We start from the raw sequence: 20,210 nt of genomic DNA on the forward strand, positions 1-20,210 counted from the left end.
TTCCGACACCGCCTGACCCCCCTTGAGACACCGAAGGAATCCCCCATGAGCGTCATGGTCGACATCCGGTCCGTCCACAAGAGCTTCGGCCCGCTGAAGGTGCTCGACGGCATCGACCTGCAGGTGCGCACCGGCGAGGTCACCGTCGTCCTCGGCCCCTCCGGCTCCGGCAAGTCCACGCTGCTGCGCACCATCAACCACCTGGAGAAGGTCGACCGGGGCGCGATCAGCGTCGACGGCGCCCTCGTCGGCTACCGCCGATCCGGCGACCGGCTGCACGAGCTGCCCGAGCGCGAGATCCTCAAACAGCGCACCCGGATCGGCTTCGTCTTCCAGAACTTCAACCTCTTCCCGCACCTGACCGTCCTGGAGAACGTCACCGAGGCACCGGTCGCCGCCCTCAAGCGCCCCCGGCAGGAGGCCGAGGAGACGGCCCTGCGGCTGCTCGACCGGGTCGGCCTCGCCGACAAGGCGGGCGCCTACCCCCGCCAGCTCTCCGGCGGCCAGCAGCAGCGCGTCGCCATCGCCCGCGCCCTCGCCCTGGAACCGCGGCTGCTGCTGTTCGACGAGCCGACCTCCGCGCTCGACCCCGAACTGGTCGGCGAGGTCCTCGACGTCATCAAGGACCTGGCCCACCAGGGCACCACGATGATCGTCGTCACCCACGAGATCGGCTTCGCCCGCGAGGTCGCCGACACCGTCGTCTTCATGGCCGACGGCCGTGTCGTCGAGCAGGGGCCGCCGGGTGAGGTGCTGGACGCCCCACGGCACGAGCGCACGCGGGCGTTCCTGTCGAAGGTGCTGTGAGGAGGGTGCGGGGGAGGAGAGTTCCGACATGGGCGGGCTGCTGCATCTCGGCGCCGCGATCGACCAGCCGGGGGCGTACGACGCCGGCGCCTACGTCGAGCTGGCGCGCCTCGCCGAACGCGGCGGGCTGGACTTCGTGACCGTGGACGGCGGCTTCGCGGGACCCGGCCTCGACACGGCGGGCGTGCTGGCCCGCGTCGCGCCCGAGACCGCCCGCATCGGCCTGGTACCGGCGGTGACCGACCCGGGCCGGGAGGCGGGCGCCGTCGCGGTCCTCGACTGGGTCAGCGCCGGCCGGGCCGGCCGGCTCGTCCGGGACACGGGCGCGCCGGGTCGTTCGCCGGGAGATCCCGTGCACGTCGTCGACGCCACCGACCGGCAGGCCCGGTCCGGGGCCGCCCGCCACGCCGACGTCGCCCTGGTACGGGCGGCCGGGGCGGCCCAGGCCGCCGACCTGCGCGCCGAACTGGCCGCGCTCGCCACCCAGTACGGCCGTGACCCCCGGGAGCTGCGGGTGCTGGCGAGCCTGCGGATCGACCTGGGGGACGGCGAACGCGCCGCCGCGCCCGGCCACGGGGGCGGCGGACCCCGGCCCACCGTCCAGGGCCCGCTGTACCGGGGCGGGCCGGTCGACCTCGCCGAACTGATCGCCGGATGGCATGCGGAAGGGGCCGTCGACGGCTTCCACCTCGTGCCGGTCGAGCCGCGCCGGGACCTGGAGCGGCTGGTCAACGGCACGGTGGCGGTGCTTCAGCACCGGGGACTGTTCCGCACCTTCTATCCGGGCGGGACGCTGCGCGAACACCTGGGCCTCGCGCGGGCCGTGAGGTACGCCGGGAGCGTGGGATGAACCGGCGGATGCATCTTGCGGTGCGGGTGGACGGCGCCGGCGGCCGCGGCGGGTTCCCGGTGGTGGCGCGCCTCGCGCGGACCGCTGAGCGGGGGCTGTTCGACTTCGTGCTGGTGGCGGCGGAGGAGGAGCCGGTGACGGTACTGGGCGCGCTCGCGGCCGTCACCGCGCGCACCGGGCTGGCCGCCACGGTCGACGCGGCCGGCGGCGAGCCGTTCGACCTGGTGCGCCGCCTCGCCACGCTGGACGGGCTCAGCGGGGGGCGAGCCGGCTGGCACGTGACCTCCGGGGGCGCACCCTACGTGGACATCGTGCGAGAGGTCTGGGAAGCGGACTTCGCGGTGCCGTCCTCCCCGCAGGGGCGGCCCGCCGTGATCGTGACGGGCGAGTCCGAGGAACAGCGGGAGTTCGCCGCCGCCCGCGCCGACGTGCTCGTCACGGCGTACGGCTCGGTGGCGGCCGGGCGTGCCCTGTACGCCGACGTCAAGCGGCGGTTGGTGCGGTACGGACGGGAGGCGGAGGAGCTGAGGGTCCTGGCCTGCGCGGGACCCGCCGGGAGCGTGGGCGGCGGTGCGGCCACGGGGGCGCCGGAGTCGGCGGCCGCGCTGGAGGGCTTCGTGCGGGAAGGGGCCGCCGACGGCTTCCTCCTCGGGCCGGGTGGTCTCGAGGAGTTCGTGGACCGGGTCGTGCCGCTGCTGCAGGACCGTGGCGTGTTCCGTACGGAATACGAGGGCGCGACGCTGCGCTCGCACCTGGGGCTCGGCGCCGTGGCAGGAAAGGGATCGGGAAAGGGATGAGGACATGACGGATCAGTTGTCGCAGGCCGCCGCGGACGCGGTGACCGAGTGGAAGCAGTGGCACGAGCGCCGTGTCGAGGCGGTGTCTGCGCCCTACGGGCCGCTCGCGCTCGTCGGCACCCTCCCCCAGTGCCTGAAGGGCCTGGGGGCACCCCCTGGCTGGAAGACCATCCGGAGGGGCGACTTCCGGACATCCCGGGGCGCTGGGCCGCGAGGGACGACGGGGCCGTGCTCGCCGCCGGTGCCGGGGACGGGCTGACGCCGGACGGGCAGCCGTTCAGCGGGGAGGTACGGCTCGGTGCCGACGCGGGGGCGGTCGCCGACGCGCGGGTCGGGTACGGAGAGCGGCGCCTGGTGGTGCTGGTGCGGGAAGGGGCCTGGGGGGGGCGGGACTTCGACCCGGGCGCCGAGACGCGCCGGCGGTTCCGTGGCATCGACGCCACGCCACACGATCCGCGCTTCGTCGTACCGGCGCGCTTCACGGCGTACGGCGAGAGCCGCACCGTGCGGGTCGAGAACGCCGACGGGCGCGAGCGGGGGCTCGGGCTGGGCGGTGAGCCGGCCTTCGCCCTCGACGGGCGGGAGCTGACGCTGAAGGTGTCGGTGCAGGACGACGGGACGCTGTGGGCGGTGTTCGCCGACGGCACGAGCGGGGCGAGCAGTTTCCGCTTCCGGTTCCTGTACACGGCGGCCCCCGATGCGCAGGGGCGGACGGTCGTGGACCTCAACCGGGCCCAGCTGCCGCCGTGCGCCTTCGCGGACCACTTCCTCTGCCCGTTCCCGCCGCCGGGGAACAGGCTGGGGATCGACGTCGAGGCGGGGGAGCGGAACCCGGCCTGAGGGAGAGGCGGTTGGGCCCCGGTCGACTCCGGCCGTGGCGGTCGTTGGGTAAAGGTGGTTCAAAACGTGACGGCCGAAAGGCGCCCTTGCGCCTACCGGCCGTTCGGCCGAATACTCCCCCTCAGCGCTTGTCAGGGGCATGTGAAAGCCCGGGATCCCGGGCGTCCTGGCCCTGGCTGCGCCTCACGGGCCCCGACCCCACGCGGGCCCCCGACTTCCCATGGAGGGAACGACACGTGAGGATCAAGCGCACCACTCCCCGCAGCGGCCTTTCGAGACGGACCCGGCTGATCGCCGTCTCCACCGGACTCGTGGCCGCCGCCGCGATCGCGATCCCCAGCGCGAACGCGTCCGACGCCCCGACCACCTTCAGCGCGGCGCAGCTGACCAAGGCGAGCGACTCGGTGCTGAAGGCCGACATCCCGGGCACCGCCTGGGCCGTCGACAGCAAGAACCACCGTCTCGTCGTCACGGTCGACAGTACGGTGACGCAGGCCGAGATCAGCAAGATCAAGGAGCAGGCCGGGGTCAATGCCGGCGCGCTCACCATCAAGCGCACCCCGGGCAAGTTCAACAAGCTGATCTCCGGCGGCGACGCCATCTATGCGAGTAGCTGGCGCTGCTCGCTGGGCTTCAACGTCCAGGACTCGAGCGGCAACTACTACTTCCTGACCGCCGGACACTGCACCGACGGTGCGGGCACCTGGTGGTCGAACTCCTCCCACTCGACCACGCTCGGATCCACCGCCGGTTCGTCGTTCCCCGGCAACGACTACGGCATCGTGCGCTACACGAACTCCTCGGTGACCAAGTCGGGCACCGTGGGCAGCGTGGACATCAAGAGCGCGGCCACGCCATCGGTCGGCACGACCGTCTACCGGCGCGGTTCGACGACCGGCATCCACAGCGGACAGGTCACCGCGCTCAACGCGACCGTCAACTACGGTGGCGGTGACATCGTCTACGGTCTGATCCAGACCACGGTCTGCGCCGAGCCGGGTGACTCCGGTGGCCCGCTGTACTCCAACAGCGGTGTGGCCTACGGCCTGACCTCCGGCGGCAGCGGCAACTGCTCGTCCGGCGGGACGACGTTCTTCCAGCCGGTGACCGAGGCGCTCAGCGCGTATGGAGTGCACGTGTACTGAGGCGCTCGCGCCGGCGTTCGTGTGCAATCGGCCCCCGTGCGCGGTCTGCGTGCGGGGGCTTCTTCGCGGGAGGCGCGTCTGCGGTGTTCGTCTGCGGGCTGCGCTGCGGCTGGTCGCGCAGTTCCCCGCGCCCGTTTGCGCCTGCGGTGGCCCGTTGCGGCCCGGTGGCGGGTTGCGGTCACGCCTGCGGGCGGTCGCCCTGTCGTTCCGTGAGTCATGTCGTCGCCCGGTTTCTTCGTCTTCCCGCCGCCAGCAGCGTGACCACGATGCCGCCCAGCGCCCACGCACCCAGCGTCAGCAGAGCCGATGTCATGGCGTTGCCCTCGAAGTAGGCGATCGAGCGGGCCGCCCAGGTGCCGGCGCCCGGTGGCAGGGCCGGGCCGATCGCCTGCCAGAACGGGGGCAGGAGCGGCAGCGGGAACGCGCCGCCCGCGCTCGGGTTGCCGGCGATCACCACCAGCAGGATCGCCAGGCCGATGCCGACGATGCCGAAGAGCCCCTGGAGGGCGAGCGTCGTGGCGCCGACGGCGAAGGTGATCAGCGCGCCGAGGCCCCACAGGGCCGCCACGCTGCCGGGCAGGGCGTCCAGGACGGGGCCGACGATGATCGCGCCGCCGAGACCGCCGACGATGGCGACCATGGCCATCGTGGCCAGGCGGATCGTCGCACGGCGCGGGTTCGCGGGGCGGGCGCCGGTGCTGATCGCCAGGATCGAGGCGCACAGGTAACCCCCCACGCACCAGCCGACGACCAGGTAGAACGACGTCAGGCCGTTGAAGTCCGTCCGGGACGCCGGGGCCACGTCGACCGTGCGGATCGTGCGGTGCTGTGGCGCTTCCAGGGCCTTCGTCAGGTTCTCCAGCACCGTGGCGAGGACCCTGCCGCCGCCCGAGGCGACCAGCAGGGTGTCGGTGCTGCCGGACGGGTCGACCACCAGGGCGCCGTCGATGTCACGGTTCTGGATCTGGCGGCGGGCTGTCGCCGCGTCCGGCAGCGCGCGGGGGTCCAGCGGGGAACCGGGGAGGTTGTCGAGGCGCGTCACCGCCTGGCCGGCCGCTGCGGCCGGTGCGACCACGCCGAACGGGATGTCCTTGGGCTTGGGGTTGTGCAGCGCCCCCACATAGGAGGCGATGAAGAGGAGCTGGAGGGCGAGCACGGCGATCACCAACAGGGTGGCCCGGGGAGTGACGGCGTCCTTCACCTCGGTGAGGAAGGACGCTTCGGAGGGGCTACGGGGTGTGTCGGCGTCGGTGGTCTGCGTCATGGTTCCACCGTTTCGGCGGGACGGTGTTTACGCAGGTGGGACACGCCCGAACGGATGTCGTACAAGTGTTCGGGGATGGGGGTATGGTGGTCTTGTTGGGAACTGATGTTCGAGGAGGTGGGTGTGCCGGGCTTTGCGCATCTGCACACCGTCTCCGGGTTCTCCCTGCGGTACGGGGCCTCGCACCCGGAGCGCCTGGCCGAGCGCGCCTCCGAGCGGGGCATGGACACCCTCGCGCTCACCGACCGTGACACCGTCGCCGGGGCGGTGCGTTTCGCCAAGGCCTGCGCCAAGGCGGGGGTCCGCCCGCTGTTCGGAGCGGATCTCGCCGTGCGTCCACGTGAAGGCGGCGGTCCCGGTGAGGGCAGGCGCCGTACTCCCGTGCGGGGCGGGGCGTTCGTGGACGAGTCGGCTCCCCGGGTCACCTTTCTCGCCGGGGACGGGGCCCGCGGGTGGGCCGACCTGTGCCGGCTCGTCACGGCGGCGCACGCAGGCGACGCCGACACGCCGCTGCTGAGCTGGGACGACAACCGGGGGGACGGGCTCGTCGTCCTGCTCGGGCCCGGTTCCGATGTGGGGCGGGCGCTCGCCGCCGGGCGGCCCGACCGCGCCGCGCGGTTGCTGGGGCCGTGGCGTGAGGTCTACGGGGACGCGCTGCGACTGGAGGCCGTCTGGCACGGGCGGGAGGGGACGGGCCCGGGGTCGCTGCGGCTCGCCGCCCGCACGGTCGGCTTCGCCGCGGAGCAGGGCGTGCGGCCCGTGCTCAGCAACGCCGTCCGGTACGCCGATCCGGGGATGGGCCCGGTCGCCGACGTGCTGGACGCCGCGCGGCGGCTGGTGCCCATCGCCGGGGAGCTGGATTCCGGTGAGGCCTGGCTGAAGGACGCGGGGGACATGCTGGGGGTCGCCGAGCGGGTGGTCGAAGCCGCCGGTTACCGGCGGGACACCGCTCACCGGCTGCTGGAGCAGACCCTCGCCACCGCCGCCGAGTGCCGGGTCGATCCCGAGGACGATCTGGGGATCGGGACGGTGCGGTTCCCCGAGGCCCACCTGGTGGGCGCCGGACGGCGCACGGCCCAGCGGGCGCTCGCCTCGCGGGCCGTCGCGGGCATGCTGAGGCTGGGGTATGCGGGGCGGTCCGCGTACTGGGAGCGGATGCACGACGAGCTGGACATCATCGCCCATCACGGTTTCGCCTCCTACTTCCTGACGGTCGCCCAGGTCGTCGACGACGTACGGGGGATGGGGATCCGCGTCGCCGCCCGCGGGTCGGGCGCGGGATCCCTCGTCAACCATCTGCTGGGGATCGCCCATGCCGACCCGGTCGAGCACCGGCTGCTGATGGAACGCTTCCTGTCCAAGGAGCGGGTCGTCCTGCCCGACATCGACATCGACGTGGAGTCCGCGCGCCGGCTGGAGGTCTACCGCGCGATCATCGACCGGTTCGGCACCGAGCGGGTCGCCACGGTCGCCATGCCCGAGACGTACCGGGTGCGGCACGCGATCCGGGACGTGGGCGCCGCGCTGTCCATGGACCCCGCCGAGATCGACCGGATCGCCAAGTCCTTTCCGCACATCCGGGCGCGGGACGCCCGCGCGGCCCTGGACGAGCTGCCCGAACTGCGGCAGCTCGCCGCCGAGCGGGACAAGTACGGCAAGCTGTGGGAGCTGGTCGAGGCGCTGGACGCCCTGCCGCGCGGGGTGGCCATGCACCCGTGCGGGGTGCTGCTGTCCGACGCCTCCCTGCTCGCGCGTACGCCGGTGATGCCCACCAGTGGCGAGGGCTTCCCGATGTCGCAGTTCGACAAGGACGACGTGGAGGACCTCGGCCTGCTCAAGCTGGACGTGCTCGGCGTGCGGATGCAGTCGGCGATGGCGCACGCGGTCGCCGAGGTGGCGCGGGTGGGCGGAGAGCGGGTCGACCTCGACGCGGTGCCGGAGGGCGACCCCGCCACGTACCGGCTCATCCGGTCCACCGAGACCCTGGGGTGCTTCCAGATCGAGTCGCCGGGGCAGCGGGACCTCGTGGGACGGCTGCAGCCCTCCACCTTCCAGGACCTGGTGGTCGACATCTCGCTGTTCCGTCCCGGGCCCGTCGCCGCCGACATGGTGCGGCCGTTCATCGAGGCGCGGCACGGGCGGGCGCCGGTGCGTTATCCGCATCCCGACCTGGAAGGGCCGTTGAAGGAGACGTACGGCGTCGTCGTCTTCCACGAGCAGATCATCGACATCGTCGACATCATGACCGGGTGCGGGCGCGGCGAGGCCGACCGGGTGCGGCGCGGGCTGTCCGACCCGGAGTCGCAGGGACGGATCAAGGTGTGGTTCGCGCAGCGGGCGGCGCAGAACGGGTACGACGCCGAGACCATCCGCCGTACCTGGGAGATCGTCGAGGCCTTCGGGTCGTACGGCTTCTGCAAGGCGCACGCCGTCGCCTTCGCCGTGCCCACCTATCAGTCGGCCTGGCTGAAAGCGCATCACCCGGCCGCCTTCTACGCCGGGCTGCTCACGCACGACCCGGGGATGTACCCGAAGCGGCTGCTGCTGGCGGACGCGCGGCGGCGGGGGGTGCCGATCCTGCCGTTGGACGTGAACGCGTCCGGGGCCGCTCATCGGATCGAACTGGTGTCCGATCGAGGTGAGGTGTGGGGATTGCGGCTGGCCCTGTCCGATGTGCACGGCATCAGCGAGGCCGAGGCGGCGCGGATCGCCGACGGGCAGCCGTACGCCTCCTTGGTGGACTTCTGGGAGCGGGCCCGGCCCAGCAGGCCGATCGCCCAGCGGCTCGCCCAGGTCGGCGCACTGGACGCCTTCGGCGCCAACCGGCGCGATCTGCAACTGCATCTGACCGAGCTGCACCGCTCCGCCCGGGGCGCCGGCGGCGCCCAGCTGCCCCTGGCCGGTGGGCGCAAGACCGCCGCCGCGGGGCTGCCCGACCTGTCCGACGCCGAGCGGCTCAGCGCCGAACTGGGCGTGCTGTCGATGGACGCCTCCCGCAATCTGATGGACGACCACCGGGAGTTCCTCAAGGAGCTGGGCGTGGTGTCGGCGCGGCGGCTGCGCGAGGCGCGGCACGGCGAGACCGTGCTGGTCGCGGGCGCCAAGGCGGCCACCCAGACGCCGCCGATCCGGTCCGGCAAGCGGGTCATCTTCTCCACGCTGGACGACGGCACGGGCCTGGTCGACCTCGCCTTCTTCGACGACTCGCACGACGCCTGCGCCCACACCGTCTTCCACTCCTGGCTGCTGCTGGTGCGGGGCGTGGTGCAGCGGCGCGGGCCGCGCAGCCTGAGCGTGGTGGGATCCGCCGCCTGGAACCTCGCCGAACTCGTGGAACTGCGCGCCGAGGGCGGTCTCGAGGAGGTCGCGGCGCGGCTGGCGGCACCGGCGGCCGAGGACGACGGGAGCGGTGATCCGACCGGCGGGCGGCGCATCAGGCTGTCCACCGGATACGAGATGCATCCGTGGGCCGACCTGCGGCCCGCGGGGCAGGAGGCCTCACAAGGGCCGTCTGCCGTACGGAAGTTGTGGCACCAGAGTCCGGGGAGTGCGGGATGACCATCCTCTGCGTACGTTTCCAGCTGCCGCCGATGTACGAGGCGGCCCTGCCGGGGCTGCTCGGGCTGCTGGAGGAGTTCACCCCGGTCGTCGAGGCGCTGCCACCGGACGGGGCGCTCGCCGATCTGCGGGGCGCCGAGCGGTACTTCGGGCGCAGCGCCGTGGAACTGGCCGCGGTGATCCGGGTGCGCGCCCTCGCCCGGTACGGCATCGACTGCGTGATCGGCGCCGGGCCGGGCCCGATGCTCGCCCGCATGGCCCTGCGGGACGCCCGGCCCGGGGTGACGTGCGCGGTCTCCGAGGCGGAGGCCGTGGACTTCCTCGCCGGCCGGCCCGTCTCCGCGCTGCCCGGCGTGGGGGCGGCGACCGCCCGCACCCTGTGCGAGTACGGTCTGGACACCCTCGGCCGTCTCGCCGCGGCGCCGCTGCCCACGCTTCAGCGGCTGCTCGGCGCGAAGACCGGGCGCGAGCTGCACGAGAAGGCGAAGGGCGTCGACCGCGGCCGGGTGGTGCCCAACGCGGTCTCCCGGTCGCTGGCGACGGAACGCGCCTTCGACCGCGACGAACTGGACCCCGGCCGGCACCGCCGCGCCCTGCTGTCGGCCGCCGACGAGATCGGCGCCCGGCTGCGCGCCGTGGAGAAGGTGTGCCGCACCCTGACCCTGACCGTCCGCTACGCCGACAGGTCGGCGACCACCCGCAGCCGCACCCTCCCGGAGTCCACCGCGCACTCGCCGGCCCTGACCAGGACGGCGTACGGGATGTACGAGGCGCTGGGGCTGCAACGCGCCCGGGTGCGGGCGATCGTCCTGCGCGCGGAGGGGCTCGGGCCGGCGGAGGCGGCTTCCCACCAGCTCACCTTCGACCCCGTGGACGACCGGGTCCGCCGGATCGAGGAGGTCGCGGACCGCGCGCGAGCGAGGTTCGGACCCCGCGCCGTGATGCCGGGGGCGCTCGCCGCGTAGCGACAGCTCAGTTTGCCCACGGGGGTGTGAGGCGGGTGCCGTCGGCCAGTTCGGCTTCCAGGCCGATCGAGGTGGTGACCCAGGAGATCGCCGTGTGCTCGGTCGGATTCTCGACGGCCAGGGTCGCGCCGGGGTTGACGATCACCGTGTCGCCCGCCATGACGCGTTCGGTGCGGCCGTCGAGGGCGATCAGCAGTTCGCCGACGAGGAGGTGGAAGATCTCCTCCCGGTTGACGGTGTGCGCGGGCGCCCTGGTGCCGGCGGGGATCTCGCCCCGCCAGGCGCACAGCTCCTTGCTGCCGGTCAGCGGAGTGGCGTACGAGACGAAGCGGGCGCCGTGGATCTCATGGGTGCGGGCCTGTGACGAGCGGACGACGGGCATGGGACTCTCCGTTCCAGTGGTCAAGCTGCTTGACTATATGGTCAACCAGCTTGACCATTTTCGCAAGGGTGTTTCAATGCCCTCGTGCAGAACTCCGACGCCCTCGCCCTGACCGCCGCCCTGCTCGCCGCCGCCGGCGACCTCACGCAGCGCATCCAGGAGGGCGTCGTCGCCCGTGGTTTCGGTGACGTGCGGCCCGCCCACGGGTTCGCGTTCGCGCGGCTCGCGCCGAACGGGGCCATGGTCACCGATCTCGCCGCACACCTCGGGGTCACCAAGCAGGCGGCGAGCCAGCTGGTGGACGAGATGGTGCGCAAGGGGTACGCCGAGCGGCGGCCGCATCCCGGGGATGCTCGCGCCCGGCTGATCGTGCTCACCGAGCGCGGGTGGGCCTGCACCCGGGCGGCGGAGGAGGCCGCGGTGGAAGCCGTGCGGGCGTGGGCGGACGTGCTGGGCGAGTCCGAGGTGCGGCTCATGGCGCAGCGGTTGGGGCGGCTTCCCGTCGAAGGTCCCGTTCGGCCCGCCTGGTGAGGCGTTATCAGGAGACCGCCGTCGGTGCGGTTATCGGTGGAAGTTTTTACTGACGCGTAACTTCACACGTCTGCTACTCGTTCGTAACTTGACGAATGAACAGCATCCTCGTGATCCGGGTCACAGGGCGTCCTGCCGTCGTACTCCCTTGAGCCGCAAGGAGATCACCCGATGCTGCCCTGGAAGCGCCTGCTCAGACCAATGGCCGCGCTGCTGCTGACCGCCGCCGCCGCCACCGTCCCGGCCACCGCCGCCCACGCCGCCGCACCGAGCACCGGCTGGAACGACTACTCCTGCAAGCCGTCCGCCGCCCATCCGCGTCCCGTCGTCCTCGTGCACGGCACCCTCGGCAACTCCGTCGACAACTGGCTCGGCCTCGCGCCCTACCTGGAGTACCGCGGTTACTGCGTGTTCTCCCTGGACTACGGTCAACTGCCGGGCGTCCCCGTCTTCCACGGCCTCGGCCCGATCGACCGGTCGGCGCAGCAGCTGAAGGAGTTCGTGGACCGGGTGCTCACCGCCACCGGCGCCGCCAAGGCCGACCTCGTCGGCCACTCCCAGGGCGGCATGATGCCCCGCTACTACCTCAAGTTCCTCGGCGGGGCCGCCCGGGTGAACGCCCTCGTGGGCATCGCGCCCAGCAATCACGGCACCACCCTGAGCGGACTCACCCAGCTGCTGCCGTACTTCCCCGGCGCCGCGGACCTGCTGAACGCGGCCACCCCCGCGCTCGCCGAGCAGGTCGTCGGCTCCGACCTGCTGACCCGGCTCAACGCGGGCGGCGACACCGTGCCCGGCGTCCACTACACCGTCCTCGCCACCCGGTACGACGAGGTCGTCACGCCGTATCGCAGCCAGTACCTCAGCGGGCCCGACGTCACGAACGTGCTGCTGCAGGACCTGTGCCCGCTCGACCTGTCCGAGCACGTCCTCGTCGGGCTGACCGACCGGATCGCCTTCCACGAGGTGGCCAACGCCCTCGACCCCGTCCATGCCACCCCGTCCACCTGCGCGTCCGCCATCAGCTGACGCCCCTGACCGGAAGGGGCCCGACCGGCCTGAGCCGCCGGTCGGGCCCCTTCACACTCACTTGCGGACCGTCGCCCTGCGGCGCACCGACGCGAACAGGGCCGCCGAACCGAGCGCCAGCGCGGCCGCGCCGCCGACCGCGACGTACGGGGTGCTGCCGTCGCCGCCGGTCTCGGCGAGGTGCTCACAGGCGCCCGCCGCCTCCGGCTGGTTCGGCCGCGCGGCCTTCGGCGTCACCGTGGGCTCGGCCGACGTCCGCGGGTCGGCGTCCCCGTGCCCGTGGTGGTCGACCGTCGACCTGTCGGCACCGGCCGCGATCTGCTCCTCGGAGGGCGCCGACGCGCTCGGCACGGGCGTCGCGGCGGAGGACGCCGGGTCACCGGAGGCCTCACCGCCGGATGCCGGGTCACCGGACGCCGTACCGCCGGACGCGGTGCCGCCGAACGTGACGTCCGAGCAGGAGTAGAAGGCCTCCGGGCTGTCCGAGCGCTGCCAGACGGCGTACAGCAGCTGACGGCCCGTACGCTCGGGGAGGGTGCCCGTGAACGTGTAGAAGCCGCCCGCGGCGACCGGGTCCGTGGCCCTCGCCACCGGGTGCGTCAGGTCCAGATCGCCCCAGCCCAGGGGCCGCGCCGGATCGTAGCCGGGCTTGGTGAGGTACACCGTGAAGGTGCCCTTGTGCGGGGCCGTCACCCGGTACCTGAAGGTGTACGCACCGCTGTGCACGCCCGTCGCGGGCCAGTCCGCGCGGGCCAGGTCCAGGCCCCTGAACTCCTCGTTGTTCGCGCTGCACAGCCTGCCGTCCGGGATCAGCCGACGGTGGCGGCCGGCGGCGTCGCCGACGCGGACACCGTTCCAGTCGTACAGCGCCTGCGTACCGCCTGCCGCCACCGCCGCCTTGCACGCGGCCGACTTCGGGCTCTCGGGGCCCTCCGCGTAGCACTGCGACACCCGGCTGACCGGATCCCCCATCGTGCCGTGCGCGGCGGCGGGCGCGGCCGCGAGTGCGGTCAGGGCGAGCGGGGCCAGGCCGAGGGCTGCGGCGGTGGCGGCCGTGCGGCGAGCAGGCATGGAGGAACTCCTCGAAAGAGCCGGGGGCTTGAGCCGGGAACCCGTGGGGGGTGATCCGAAACTAGCCCCGGCGCAGCGGGAAATCGCCTGCTGAGAGCGGCTGGAGGAGATCCTTATGGCCGCGTTAAGGAGGCGCTCAGTCTGCGCTCAGGTAGCTACCGTTCCCCCATGATCGACAACGAGATCCGGCCCGCCGTCGCCGCCGACGCGCCCGCGGTGAAGGCCGTGACCGACGCGGCCTACCACCACTACATCGAACGCATCGGCGTGGTGCCGCAGCCCATGGAGGCCGACCACGCGGCTGAGGTGGCCGCGGGGAAGGTGTTCGTGACAGGTGATCCGGTGGTCGGGCTGGTCGTGGTCGAGCCGCGCGCCGGGCATCTCTTCCTGGACAGCATCGCCGTCCACCCCGACGCGCACGGACACGGCGTGGGGCGGCGGCTGCTGCACTTCGTCGACGCACACGCGCGTGCGCTCGGGCTGCCCGAGGTCAGGCTCTACACCAACGCGCTGATGTGGGAGAACCAGAAGATCTATCCGAAGTACGGCTACGAGGTCGTGGAGCGGCGGGTGGACGGGCCCTACGACCGCATCCACTACCGCAAACGGCTCGGTTGAGGGGCGGATGCCGGCTCGCTTGAGGGGCGGGTGCCGGGCGCGGCCCTCTCACCCGTCGGGCCACCAGGTGCGCGCGATGTCCTTTCGCACCTCGGGGCGGCCGGCGGGGCGTTCGTCGGTCTCCTCACGGACCCGGCGGGTGTCCGTCTTCTTCAGGGGCTTCTGCACGGTCATACGGCGCATGGCTGCCTCCTTCAGGATCCACCGGGTTCCGCGTTCTCACGGAGGTAGACCCTTTCGGTGAGAGTTCCTCATCGGCGCCGCCCTGTCAGTGGCGGCCGTCACGATCCGGGGTGTCAGTGGTGGGTGTCATCGTTGGCTTCATGAAAAACACGAGTGACGCTGTGATTCCCCCATCTGCCGACTGGAATGCGCAGGCAGCCGAATTCGACGAAGAACCCGATCACGGGCTGCGCGCCCCCGAGGTGCGCGCGGCCTGGGCGGACCGGCTGCGTTCCTGGCTTCCGCCGCACCCGTCCGATGTGCTGGACCTCGGCTGCGGCACCGGCAGCCTGTCACTCCTCGCCGCCGAACAGGGACATCGCGTGACCGGTGTCGACAGTGCGCCCGCGATGCTGGAGCGGGCCCGTGCCAAGCTCGCCGGCCGTGACGCGCGGTTCCTGCTCGGTGACGCGGCGGAACCACCGGTGGGGCAGGAGAGGTACGACGTGGTGCTGGTCCGGCACGTGCTGTGGACGCTGCCCGACCCCGCGCGCGTGCTGGCCCACTGGCGGCGGTTGCTGCGCCCCGGCGGACGGCTGGTGCTGGTGGAAGGCGTGTGGGGCAGGCTCAGCCCGGTCGGCATACCCGCGGACCGGCTCACCTCCCTGCTCGCCCCGCTCGCCGGCGAGGTGCGCCTGGAGCGGCTGTCGGACGAATCGCTGCTGTGGGGGCGCGCGGTGGACGACGAGCGGTACGCGGTGGTGGCCGTGGTCTGACCCGGGGTGTCCGGCGGGCGGAAGCGGCCGGGCGGGCAGGTCCGTGACGGCCGGGATGGATCCGGACGACGGGCCCTAGGTGAGCAGATCCGTGAAACGGTCGCCGAGGGCCAGGGCCTCCAGGGTGTCGAGCGCGGCCACCGCGGCGGCCGCCGCCTCGGGATCCGACTCCGTCAGGCCGCTCGCCGCGAACTCGTCCTCGTCCAGGCGGCGTACGTCGCGGCCGTCGGCGGACCGCCACAGGTCCAGGTCGAGGTCCTCCACGACGAGTTCCCTACCGGTCAGCGTGGCGGGGCGGGTGATGTCGCAGTACCAGCCCTTCACCGCGCCCGACGCGTCGCGGACCTCCTTCACCGAGTACCAGCGGTCCCGCCAGTAGACTTCCGTGAACACGTCCCCCGCCTCGAAGCGCACGAAGCCGAAGTCGCGGACGGTGTCACCCGCCCAGGGCGCCCGCACCACGATCCGGGTGCCGTCGTCGGCGAGCAGCTCCGCCGGGTAACGGATCTTCGTACGGCCCGCCTTGACGAGGACCACGTCCACCAGGGTGGTGCCGTCAGCCGAGTTCGCGGACATACCTGACCTCCGTCGCGCAGATGTCGTAGCCGAGCCACTTGTTGATCGCGAGCATCGGCTCGTTTCCGGTGTCGTTGCCGGTGAAGGCCTGCGTGCAGCCGGCGGCCCGGGCACGGTGCAAGGACGCGATCTTCGCCAGCTTGGCCAGGCCCCGGCCGCGGAAGGCGCGGGCGGTGCCGGTCATCGCCGTGAAGTAGCCGCCCCGGCCGTCGGTGTACGCCACGCTGAAGGCCGCGGGGCGGCCCTCGGCGACCGCGACGACGGTCAGGTCCTTGTCGAGGAGCGGATGCTTCCAGTAGTGCTCGATCCAGCTCGCGTACTCCGACACCGAGGAGTCGACGTCGCTCGGTTCGTCCGCCATGGTCTCCGCGTCCAGTTCGAACACCGGGCGCGGATCGTCGGCGAAGTCGGCGGCCGTGCGCAGTTCCACGCCCGGCGGCAGCGGTGGCACCGGCGGCAGCGCGGGATCCACCAGGTCACGGCGCAGGAAGTGCGCGGCACGGCTGCTGCGGTAGCCGTGCCGCTCGGCGAAGGCGCGGTTGGCCGGCTCGTCCAGCACCCAGGCGAACAGCCTGACCGCCCCGAGGTCCGCCAGGTACTCCTCCGCCGCGCGCACGAGCAGACCGCCCGCGCCGCGGCGGACGCGGTCCGGGTGCACATAGACGTTCACGAAGCCCTGGCCGGGCTCCGCGCTCTCGTGGGCCAGTCCCACCTGGGCGGTGCCGATCACCTCGCCGTCCTCCTCGGCGACCAGCGACGCGAAGCGGGCGGCCGCCGGCATGTGGGCCAGGTTGTGCCGCACCGCGTCGGCGGTGAACAGGATGTAGGGCAGGGCTGCGTGGCGGACCCTGGCGAACCCCTCGAGGTCCGCCAGGACTTCGGGACGCAGGTCACGGACGATCACTGTCATGGAGGCGCACGCTACGGGGCGGGGCGGGGCGGATGCCTCTCATTTTCCGGCGGGTGCGGGACAATCGGCCCGTGAGCCTGAAGATCCGCATCGATGACAGCGCGCCGCCGTACGAACAGGTGCGGGCGCAGATCTCCGAACAGGCGCGCTCGGGCGCGCTGCCGGTGGGGTATCGGCTGCCGACCGTGCGCGGCCTCGCCGAGTCGCTGGGGCTGGCCGTGAACACGGTGGCCAAGGCCTACCGGGCGCTGGAGGCCGACGGCGTGATCGAGACCCGCGGCCGGCACGGCACGTATGTGGCTGCCGCCGGCGGGGCCGCGGAGCGTGAGCTGGCGGCCGCCGCTCAGGCGTACGTAGAGCGGGCGCGACGGCTCGGCCTCACGGAGGAGGCTGCGCTGGAGGCCGTACGGGACGCCCTCCGGGCGGCCTACGGGAGCACCGGGGCCTGACCGGCGCCGATGTCACCGCCGGTGCACCAGCGCCGGGGTACGTGTCACCGTCAGCCCCGCCCTGCGGGCCGCCCGTGCGAAGACCTCGGCGTCCCCCACGGCCGCCGCGTTCGGGTCGTTGTTGAAGTACGCGTACACGTCGTGCTCGTCCGACCAGGTCGTCGCGACGCGGTCCACCCAGGTCTCCAGCGAGCGGCGGCCGTAGTGCGGCCAGGCCGCCGCCCGGCCCTGGTGGAAGCGGACGTACCCCCAGCCGGTGGTGCGCCACAGCGGGGTGACCGGGCGGGCCAGGACGTCCGCCCAGCACAGGGCCGCGCCCCGCGACTCCAGCACCGCGCGCACCTCGGGCGTCCACCACGACTCGTGCCGCGGCTCCACCGCGACCCGGGTGCCCGCCGGGAAGCAGGCCAGGCAGGCGTCCAGCAGCGCCGGGTCGGCACGCAGCGTCGGCGGCAGCTGGAGCAGGACCGGGCCGAGGCGGTCGCCGAGACCCGCGGCGTGGCTCATCAGCCGGTGCACCGGCTCCTCGGGCTCCTTCAGCCGCTTGATGTGGGTCAGGTACCGGCTCGCCTTGACCGCGACCACGAAGTCCGCCGGCACCCGCGCGGCCCACGCCTCGAAGGTCTCCCGCGCGGGCAGCCGGTAGAAGGCGTTGTTCACCTCGACCGTGGCGAAGGCGCCCGTGTACTCCTCCAGCCACAGCCGCTGCGGCAGACCGGACGGGTACAGCACGTCCCGCCAGTCCCGGTACTGCCAGCCCGACGTACCGACGAAGAGGGTCATACCCCCATCAAAGCACCCTTGTCACGGCCTCACAGGTACAGCCCCGCGTCCGTTCCGCCCCGCGGCTCCGGCACCGCCGTGGGGGAGGAGCCCCGGCGCAGCGCGAACAGCTCCGCCAGTGTCGCCCCCTCCCGGCCGACCTCGTTCTCCCGGCCCTGCGCCTCGCCGCCCAGCCAGGCCACCGCCTCCGCCCGGGTGAGCCGGCCGACCTCGATCCGGGCCAGGCAGCGGCCGGGACGCACCACCGCCGGGTGCAGCCGCTCCAGGTCCTCGTTGGTGGTGACACCGACCAGGACGTTGCGGCCCTGCCCGAGCAGCCCGTCCGTCAGGTTCAGCAACCGGGACAGCGCCTGGCCCGCCGTGTGCTTGGCCTCGCCGCGGATCAGCTCGTCGCAGTCCTCCAGGAGCAGCAGCCGCCAGCGGCTCTTGCCCGCCGTGTCCTCCTCGCCGATCGCGATGTCCATCAGATAGCCGACGTCGGAGAACAGCCGCTCCGGGTCCAGTACGCAGTCCACCTGGCACCAGTCCCGCCAGGAGCGGGCCAGCGTGCGCAGCGCGGACGTCTTGCCGGTGCCGGGCGGCCCGTGCAGCAACAGCAGCCGCCCCGCGATGTCCTCGGGCGTCGTCTTCATCAGCCGGTCCATCGCCTCGGCGACCGGCGCGGTGTAGTTCTCCCGTACCTCCTCCCAGGTGCCCGCGGAGATCTGACGGGTCGTGCGGTGCGGGCCGCGGCGCGGGGAGACGTACCAAAAGCCCATGGTCACGTTCTCCGGCTGCGGCTCGGGCTCGTCCGCCGCGCCGTCCGTGGCCTGGTCGAGGACCCTCTGCGCGAGCTCGGCGCTGGTCGCGGTCACCGTCACATCGGCGCCGCGGCTCCAACGGGAGATCAGCAGCGTCCAGCCGTCGCCCTCGGCGAGGGTGGCGCTGCGGTCGTCGTCGCGGGCCACGCGCAGCACCCGCGAGCCCGGCGGCAGCAGCGTCGCGCCCGAGCGCACCCGGTCGATGTTCGCGGCGTGCGCGTACGGCTGCTCGCCCGTCGCGAAGCGGCCGAGGAACAGCGCGTCGACGACGTCGGAGGGGGAGTCGGAGTCGTCGACGGTGAGCCGGATCGGCAGGGCGTCGTGCGGGTGTGCAGGCATGGCGCCCATGATCCGGCACCGGGACCCGGCGTGCACCCGGTTTCCTCCCGGATTCTCCGCAGGAGGCCGACTGCACATGGTTTCCACCCGTTGCGGCCGCCGTTACTGTTGCCCTCGTGGGGGGACGTCATGGGTGGAATTCGGGGGACCTGCGGTGGAAGGTCACCGCGCTGCTCGGCGTGGGCGCGGCGGCGCTCGCCCTGATCCTGACGCTGATCAGCACGCTTCCGGGCGGTGGCGGCACGGCCGGCACGACACCCGACGGCGACAAGGTGCACGGCACGCCCGTGAGCCCGCGCGGGCGTCCGGCGCCCGACGTCGGCTGGGGCTTCACCCACACCCGGTTCAGCGCCGACGAGGGCAGCCCCGCCGCCGTGTCCCGCGTGCGGGAGCGGCTGGGGGACAGCCGGCTGCCGCAGAACCAGGCGCTCATGGGCTGGGGCGCCGACAACCCCGAACCGGTGCCCGGCCGTTACGACTTCGCCGCCCTCGACCGCCGCGTCGACTTCATGCGCGCCTCCGGAGCGACTCCCGTCATCACCCTGTGCTGCGCCCCCGACTGGATGAAGGGCGGCAAGCCCGGCGCGGACCGGACCGACTGGAGCCAGAGTGCGCTGGAGACCGCGCCGCGCCCCGAGCACTACGCCGACTTCGCCGCGCTCGCCGCGACGGTCGCCAAGCGCTACCCGGACGTCAGGCACTTCCTGGTCTGGAACGAGTTCAAGGGCTTCTGGAACGACGCCCGCGCCCGCTGGGACCACGAGGGCTACACACGGATGTACAACCTCGTCTACCGGGCGCTGAAGAAGGTCGACCCGGACATCATGGTCGGCGGCCCCTACCTCGTGATGGACAGCCTCGACCCGCACGCGGCCCAGGCCTCGAAGACCTTCACCGGCCCGTGGGGCGCCATGGACCAGCGGGTCCTGGACGCCTTCACGTACTGGAACCGGCACAAGGCGGGCGCCGACTTCGTCGTCGTGGACGGCTCCAGCTACACCAACGACGACGAGCTGCTGCCGGACGAGTTCGCCGCCACCGACAAATTCACGGCGGTGAGCCGCTGGGTGCGGCAGCAGACCGGCAACCTCCCGCTGTGGTGGGCCGAGTACTACGTCGAACCGGCCGACGCCAAGGACGAGCGCAAGGGCTGGCCGCAGGAGCGCCGCGTCGCGGTGCAGGCCGCCGGGATGATCGCGCTGGTCAAGGGCGGGGCCTCCTCCGGCTTCTACTGGAACCCGGAGAAGGAGCAGGGCGCCGCCTGCCCCGGCTGCCTGTGGACGCCCACCGACACCGCCGCCGGCGGCGCGCCCCTGCCCCTGTACGACCTGCTCTCCCGGTTCGCCGCCGCCTTCCCGCCGGGCACCCGCTACGCCACCGTGCAGGTCGCCGCGGACGACATGCCGAACGTGCGGGTGCTGGCGAGCGACCGAACGGCGCTGGTGGTCAACACCCTGGGCCGCCCGATCAGCGCCCAGGTCGACGGCAGACGCTTCGACCTGCCGGCGTACGGGGTGAAGTGGCTCGCGCGCTGAGCCGTCCTGCGGCGAAGTGAGGG

General features: G+C 72.9%; 20 protein-coding genes and 1 pseudogene. 13 read left to right on the forward strand and 8 right to left on the reverse strand.

The window, feature by feature from the left end; all coding sequences use genetic code 11:
• Nucleotides 1-45: 45 nt before the first annotated feature.
• The 5 genes and pseudogenes from ACZ67Q_RS32555 (at nucleotide 46) to ACZ67Q_RS32575 (ending at nucleotide 4,439) form a co-directional block, all read left to right on the forward strand.
• The gene (locus tag ACZ67Q_RS32555; protein WP_471189542.1) at nucleotides 46-807 is read left to right on the forward strand and encodes an amino acid ABC transporter ATP-binding protein; all 762 of its coding nucleotides are present in this window, start codon (nucleotides 46-48) and stop codon (nucleotides 805-807) included.
• Between the two features lie 28 nt (nucleotides 808-835).
• Entirely contained in the window at nucleotides 836-1,657 is an 822-nt protein-coding gene (locus ACZ67Q_RS32560; protein WP_471189544.1) for an LLM class flavin-dependent oxidoreductase, read from the forward strand.
• Nucleotides 1,654-2,454, forward strand: a complete 801-nt coding sequence (locus ACZ67Q_RS32565; RefSeq protein ID WP_471189546.1) for an LLM class flavin-dependent oxidoreductase — start codon at nucleotides 1,654-1,656, stop codon at nucleotides 2,452-2,454. Before ACZ67Q_RS32560 ends, ACZ67Q_RS32565 begins: the two co-directional genes overlap by 4 nt.
• A gap of 4 nt (nucleotides 2,455-2,458) precedes the next feature.
• A pseudogene (locus ACZ67Q_RS32570) lies at nucleotides 2,459-3,294 on the forward strand (DUF1684 domain-containing protein).
• Nucleotides 3,295-3,530: 236 nt separating this feature from the next.
• Nucleotides 3,531-4,439 carry a S1 family peptidase gene (locus tag ACZ67Q_RS32575; protein ID WP_471189548.1) on the forward strand — a complete coding sequence of 303 codons (909 nt, stop codon included), beginning with the start codon at nucleotides 3,531-3,533 and terminating at the stop codon, nucleotides 4,437-4,439.
• 214 nt (nucleotides 4,440-4,653) lie between these two features.
• On the opposite strand, the gene ACZ67Q_RS32580 is transcribed toward ACZ67Q_RS32575, so the two are convergent.
• Nucleotides 4,654-5,703, reverse strand: coding sequence for an ABC-2 transporter permease (locus ACZ67Q_RS32580; protein WP_471189549.1), 1,050 nt, complete (start codon nucleotides 5,701-5,703; stop codon nucleotides 4,654-4,656).
• Between the two features lie 123 nt (nucleotides 5,704-5,826).
• Here ACZ67Q_RS32580 and ACZ67Q_RS32585 point away from each other — a divergent pair, with 123 nt between their 5' ends.
• A complete protein-coding gene (locus tag ACZ67Q_RS32585) occupies nucleotides 5,827-9,261 on the forward strand; it encodes a DNA polymerase III subunit alpha (protein ID WP_471189551.1) in 3,435 nt (1,144 codons plus the stop codon).
• Complete coding sequence (locus tag ACZ67Q_RS32590; RefSeq protein WP_471189553.1) at nucleotides 9,258-10,226, forward strand: DNA polymerase Y family protein; 969 nt, start codon at nucleotides 9,258-9,260, stop codon at nucleotides 10,224-10,226. The genes ACZ67Q_RS32585 and ACZ67Q_RS32590 overlap by 4 nt, the downstream gene beginning before the upstream one ends.
• Before the next feature lie 7 nt (nucleotides 10,227-10,233).
• Here the strand turns inward: ACZ67Q_RS32590 and ACZ67Q_RS32595 are convergent, their stop codons facing one another.
• On the reverse strand, nucleotides 10,234-10,608 hold the full coding sequence (locus ACZ67Q_RS32595; RefSeq protein ID WP_471189741.1) for a cupin domain-containing protein: 375 nt from the start codon (nucleotides 10,606-10,608) through the stop codon (nucleotides 10,234-10,236).
• An 84-nt stretch (nucleotides 10,609-10,692) separates the two neighbouring features.
• Here ACZ67Q_RS32595 and ACZ67Q_RS32600 point away from each other — a divergent pair, with 84 nt between their 5' ends.
• Nucleotides 10,693-11,139, forward strand: coding sequence for a MarR family winged helix-turn-helix transcriptional regulator (locus ACZ67Q_RS32600; RefSeq protein ID WP_471189555.1), 447 nt, complete (start codon nucleotides 10,693-10,695; stop codon nucleotides 11,137-11,139).
• Between the two features lie 171 nt (nucleotides 11,140-11,310).
• Nucleotides 11,311-12,168, forward strand: a complete 858-nt coding sequence (locus tag ACZ67Q_RS32605) for an esterase/lipase family protein (RefSeq protein ID WP_471189557.1) — start codon at nucleotides 11,311-11,313, stop codon at nucleotides 12,166-12,168.
• A 57-nt stretch (nucleotides 12,169-12,225) separates the two neighbouring features.
• Here the strand turns inward: ACZ67Q_RS32605 and ACZ67Q_RS32610 are convergent, their stop codons facing one another.
• Nucleotides 12,226-13,239 carry a lytic polysaccharide monooxygenase auxiliary activity family 9 protein gene (locus ACZ67Q_RS32610; RefSeq protein ID WP_471189559.1) on the reverse strand — a complete coding sequence of 338 codons (1,014 nt, stop codon included), beginning with the start codon at nucleotides 13,237-13,239 and terminating at the stop codon, nucleotides 12,226-12,228.
• Between the two features lie 168 nt (nucleotides 13,240-13,407).
• Between ACZ67Q_RS32610 and ACZ67Q_RS32615 the strand changes: the two genes are divergently transcribed.
• Nucleotides 13,408-13,857, forward strand: a complete 450-nt coding sequence (locus tag ACZ67Q_RS32615; RefSeq protein ID WP_471189561.1) for a GNAT family N-acetyltransferase — start codon at nucleotides 13,408-13,410, stop codon at nucleotides 13,855-13,857.
• 48 nt (nucleotides 13,858-13,905) lie between these two features.
• On the opposite strand, the gene ACZ67Q_RS32620 is transcribed toward ACZ67Q_RS32615, so the two are convergent.
• Nucleotides 13,906-14,040, reverse strand: coding sequence for a hypothetical protein (locus ACZ67Q_RS32620; RefSeq protein WP_361625759.1), 135 nt, complete (start codon nucleotides 14,038-14,040; stop codon nucleotides 13,906-13,908).
• Between the two features lie 140 nt (nucleotides 14,041-14,180).
• Here ACZ67Q_RS32620 and ACZ67Q_RS32625 point away from each other — a divergent pair, with 140 nt between their 5' ends.
• A complete protein-coding gene (locus tag ACZ67Q_RS32625; protein ID WP_471189564.1) occupies nucleotides 14,181-14,795 on the forward strand; it encodes a class I SAM-dependent methyltransferase in 615 nt (204 codons plus the stop codon).
• Nucleotides 14,796-14,870: 75 nt separating this feature from the next.
• On the opposite strand, the gene ACZ67Q_RS32630 is transcribed toward ACZ67Q_RS32625, so the two are convergent.
• Nucleotides 14,871-15,371 (reverse strand): ribonuclease FAU-1 family protein, encoded by a 501-nt coding sequence (locus ACZ67Q_RS32630; RefSeq protein WP_471189566.1) that lies wholly within the window; start codon nucleotides 15,369-15,371, stop codon nucleotides 14,871-14,873.
• Complete coding sequence (locus tag ACZ67Q_RS32635) at nucleotides 15,352-16,281, reverse strand: GNAT family N-acetyltransferase (protein WP_471189568.1); 930 nt, start codon at nucleotides 16,279-16,281, stop codon at nucleotides 15,352-15,354. The genes ACZ67Q_RS32630 and ACZ67Q_RS32635 overlap by 20 nt, the downstream gene beginning before the upstream one ends.
• A gap of 71 nt (nucleotides 16,282-16,352) precedes the next feature.
• On the opposite strand from ACZ67Q_RS32635, the gene ACZ67Q_RS32640 reads away from it, so the two are divergent.
• Entirely contained in the window at nucleotides 16,353-16,730 is a 378-nt protein-coding gene (locus ACZ67Q_RS32640) for a GntR family transcriptional regulator (protein ID WP_471189570.1), read from the forward strand.
• Nucleotides 16,731-16,742: 12 nt separating this feature from the next.
• Here ACZ67Q_RS32640 and ACZ67Q_RS32645 read toward each other — a convergent pair whose 3' ends face one another.
• Nucleotides 16,743-17,513: a DUF72 domain-containing protein gene (locus tag ACZ67Q_RS32645; protein ID WP_471189572.1), complete on the reverse strand. Its 771-nt coding sequence runs from the start codon at nucleotides 17,511-17,513 to the stop codon at nucleotides 16,743-16,745.
• Nucleotides 17,514-17,542: 29 nt separating this feature from the next.
• Complete coding sequence (locus tag ACZ67Q_RS32650; RefSeq protein ID WP_471189574.1) at nucleotides 17,543-18,652, reverse strand: DUF5925 domain-containing protein; 1,110 nt, start codon at nucleotides 18,650-18,652, stop codon at nucleotides 17,543-17,545.
• A 116-nt stretch (nucleotides 18,653-18,768) separates the two neighbouring features.
• Between ACZ67Q_RS32650 and ACZ67Q_RS32655 the strand changes: the two genes are divergently transcribed.
• Nucleotides 18,769-20,187, forward strand: a complete 1,419-nt coding sequence (locus ACZ67Q_RS32655; protein ID WP_471189576.1) for a GH39 family glycosyl hydrolase — start codon at nucleotides 18,769-18,771, stop codon at nucleotides 20,185-20,187.
• Nucleotides 20,188-20,210 lie beyond the last annotated feature (23 nt).

It is taken from the genome of Streptomyces sp. NPDC036813 (assembly GCF_055609245.1).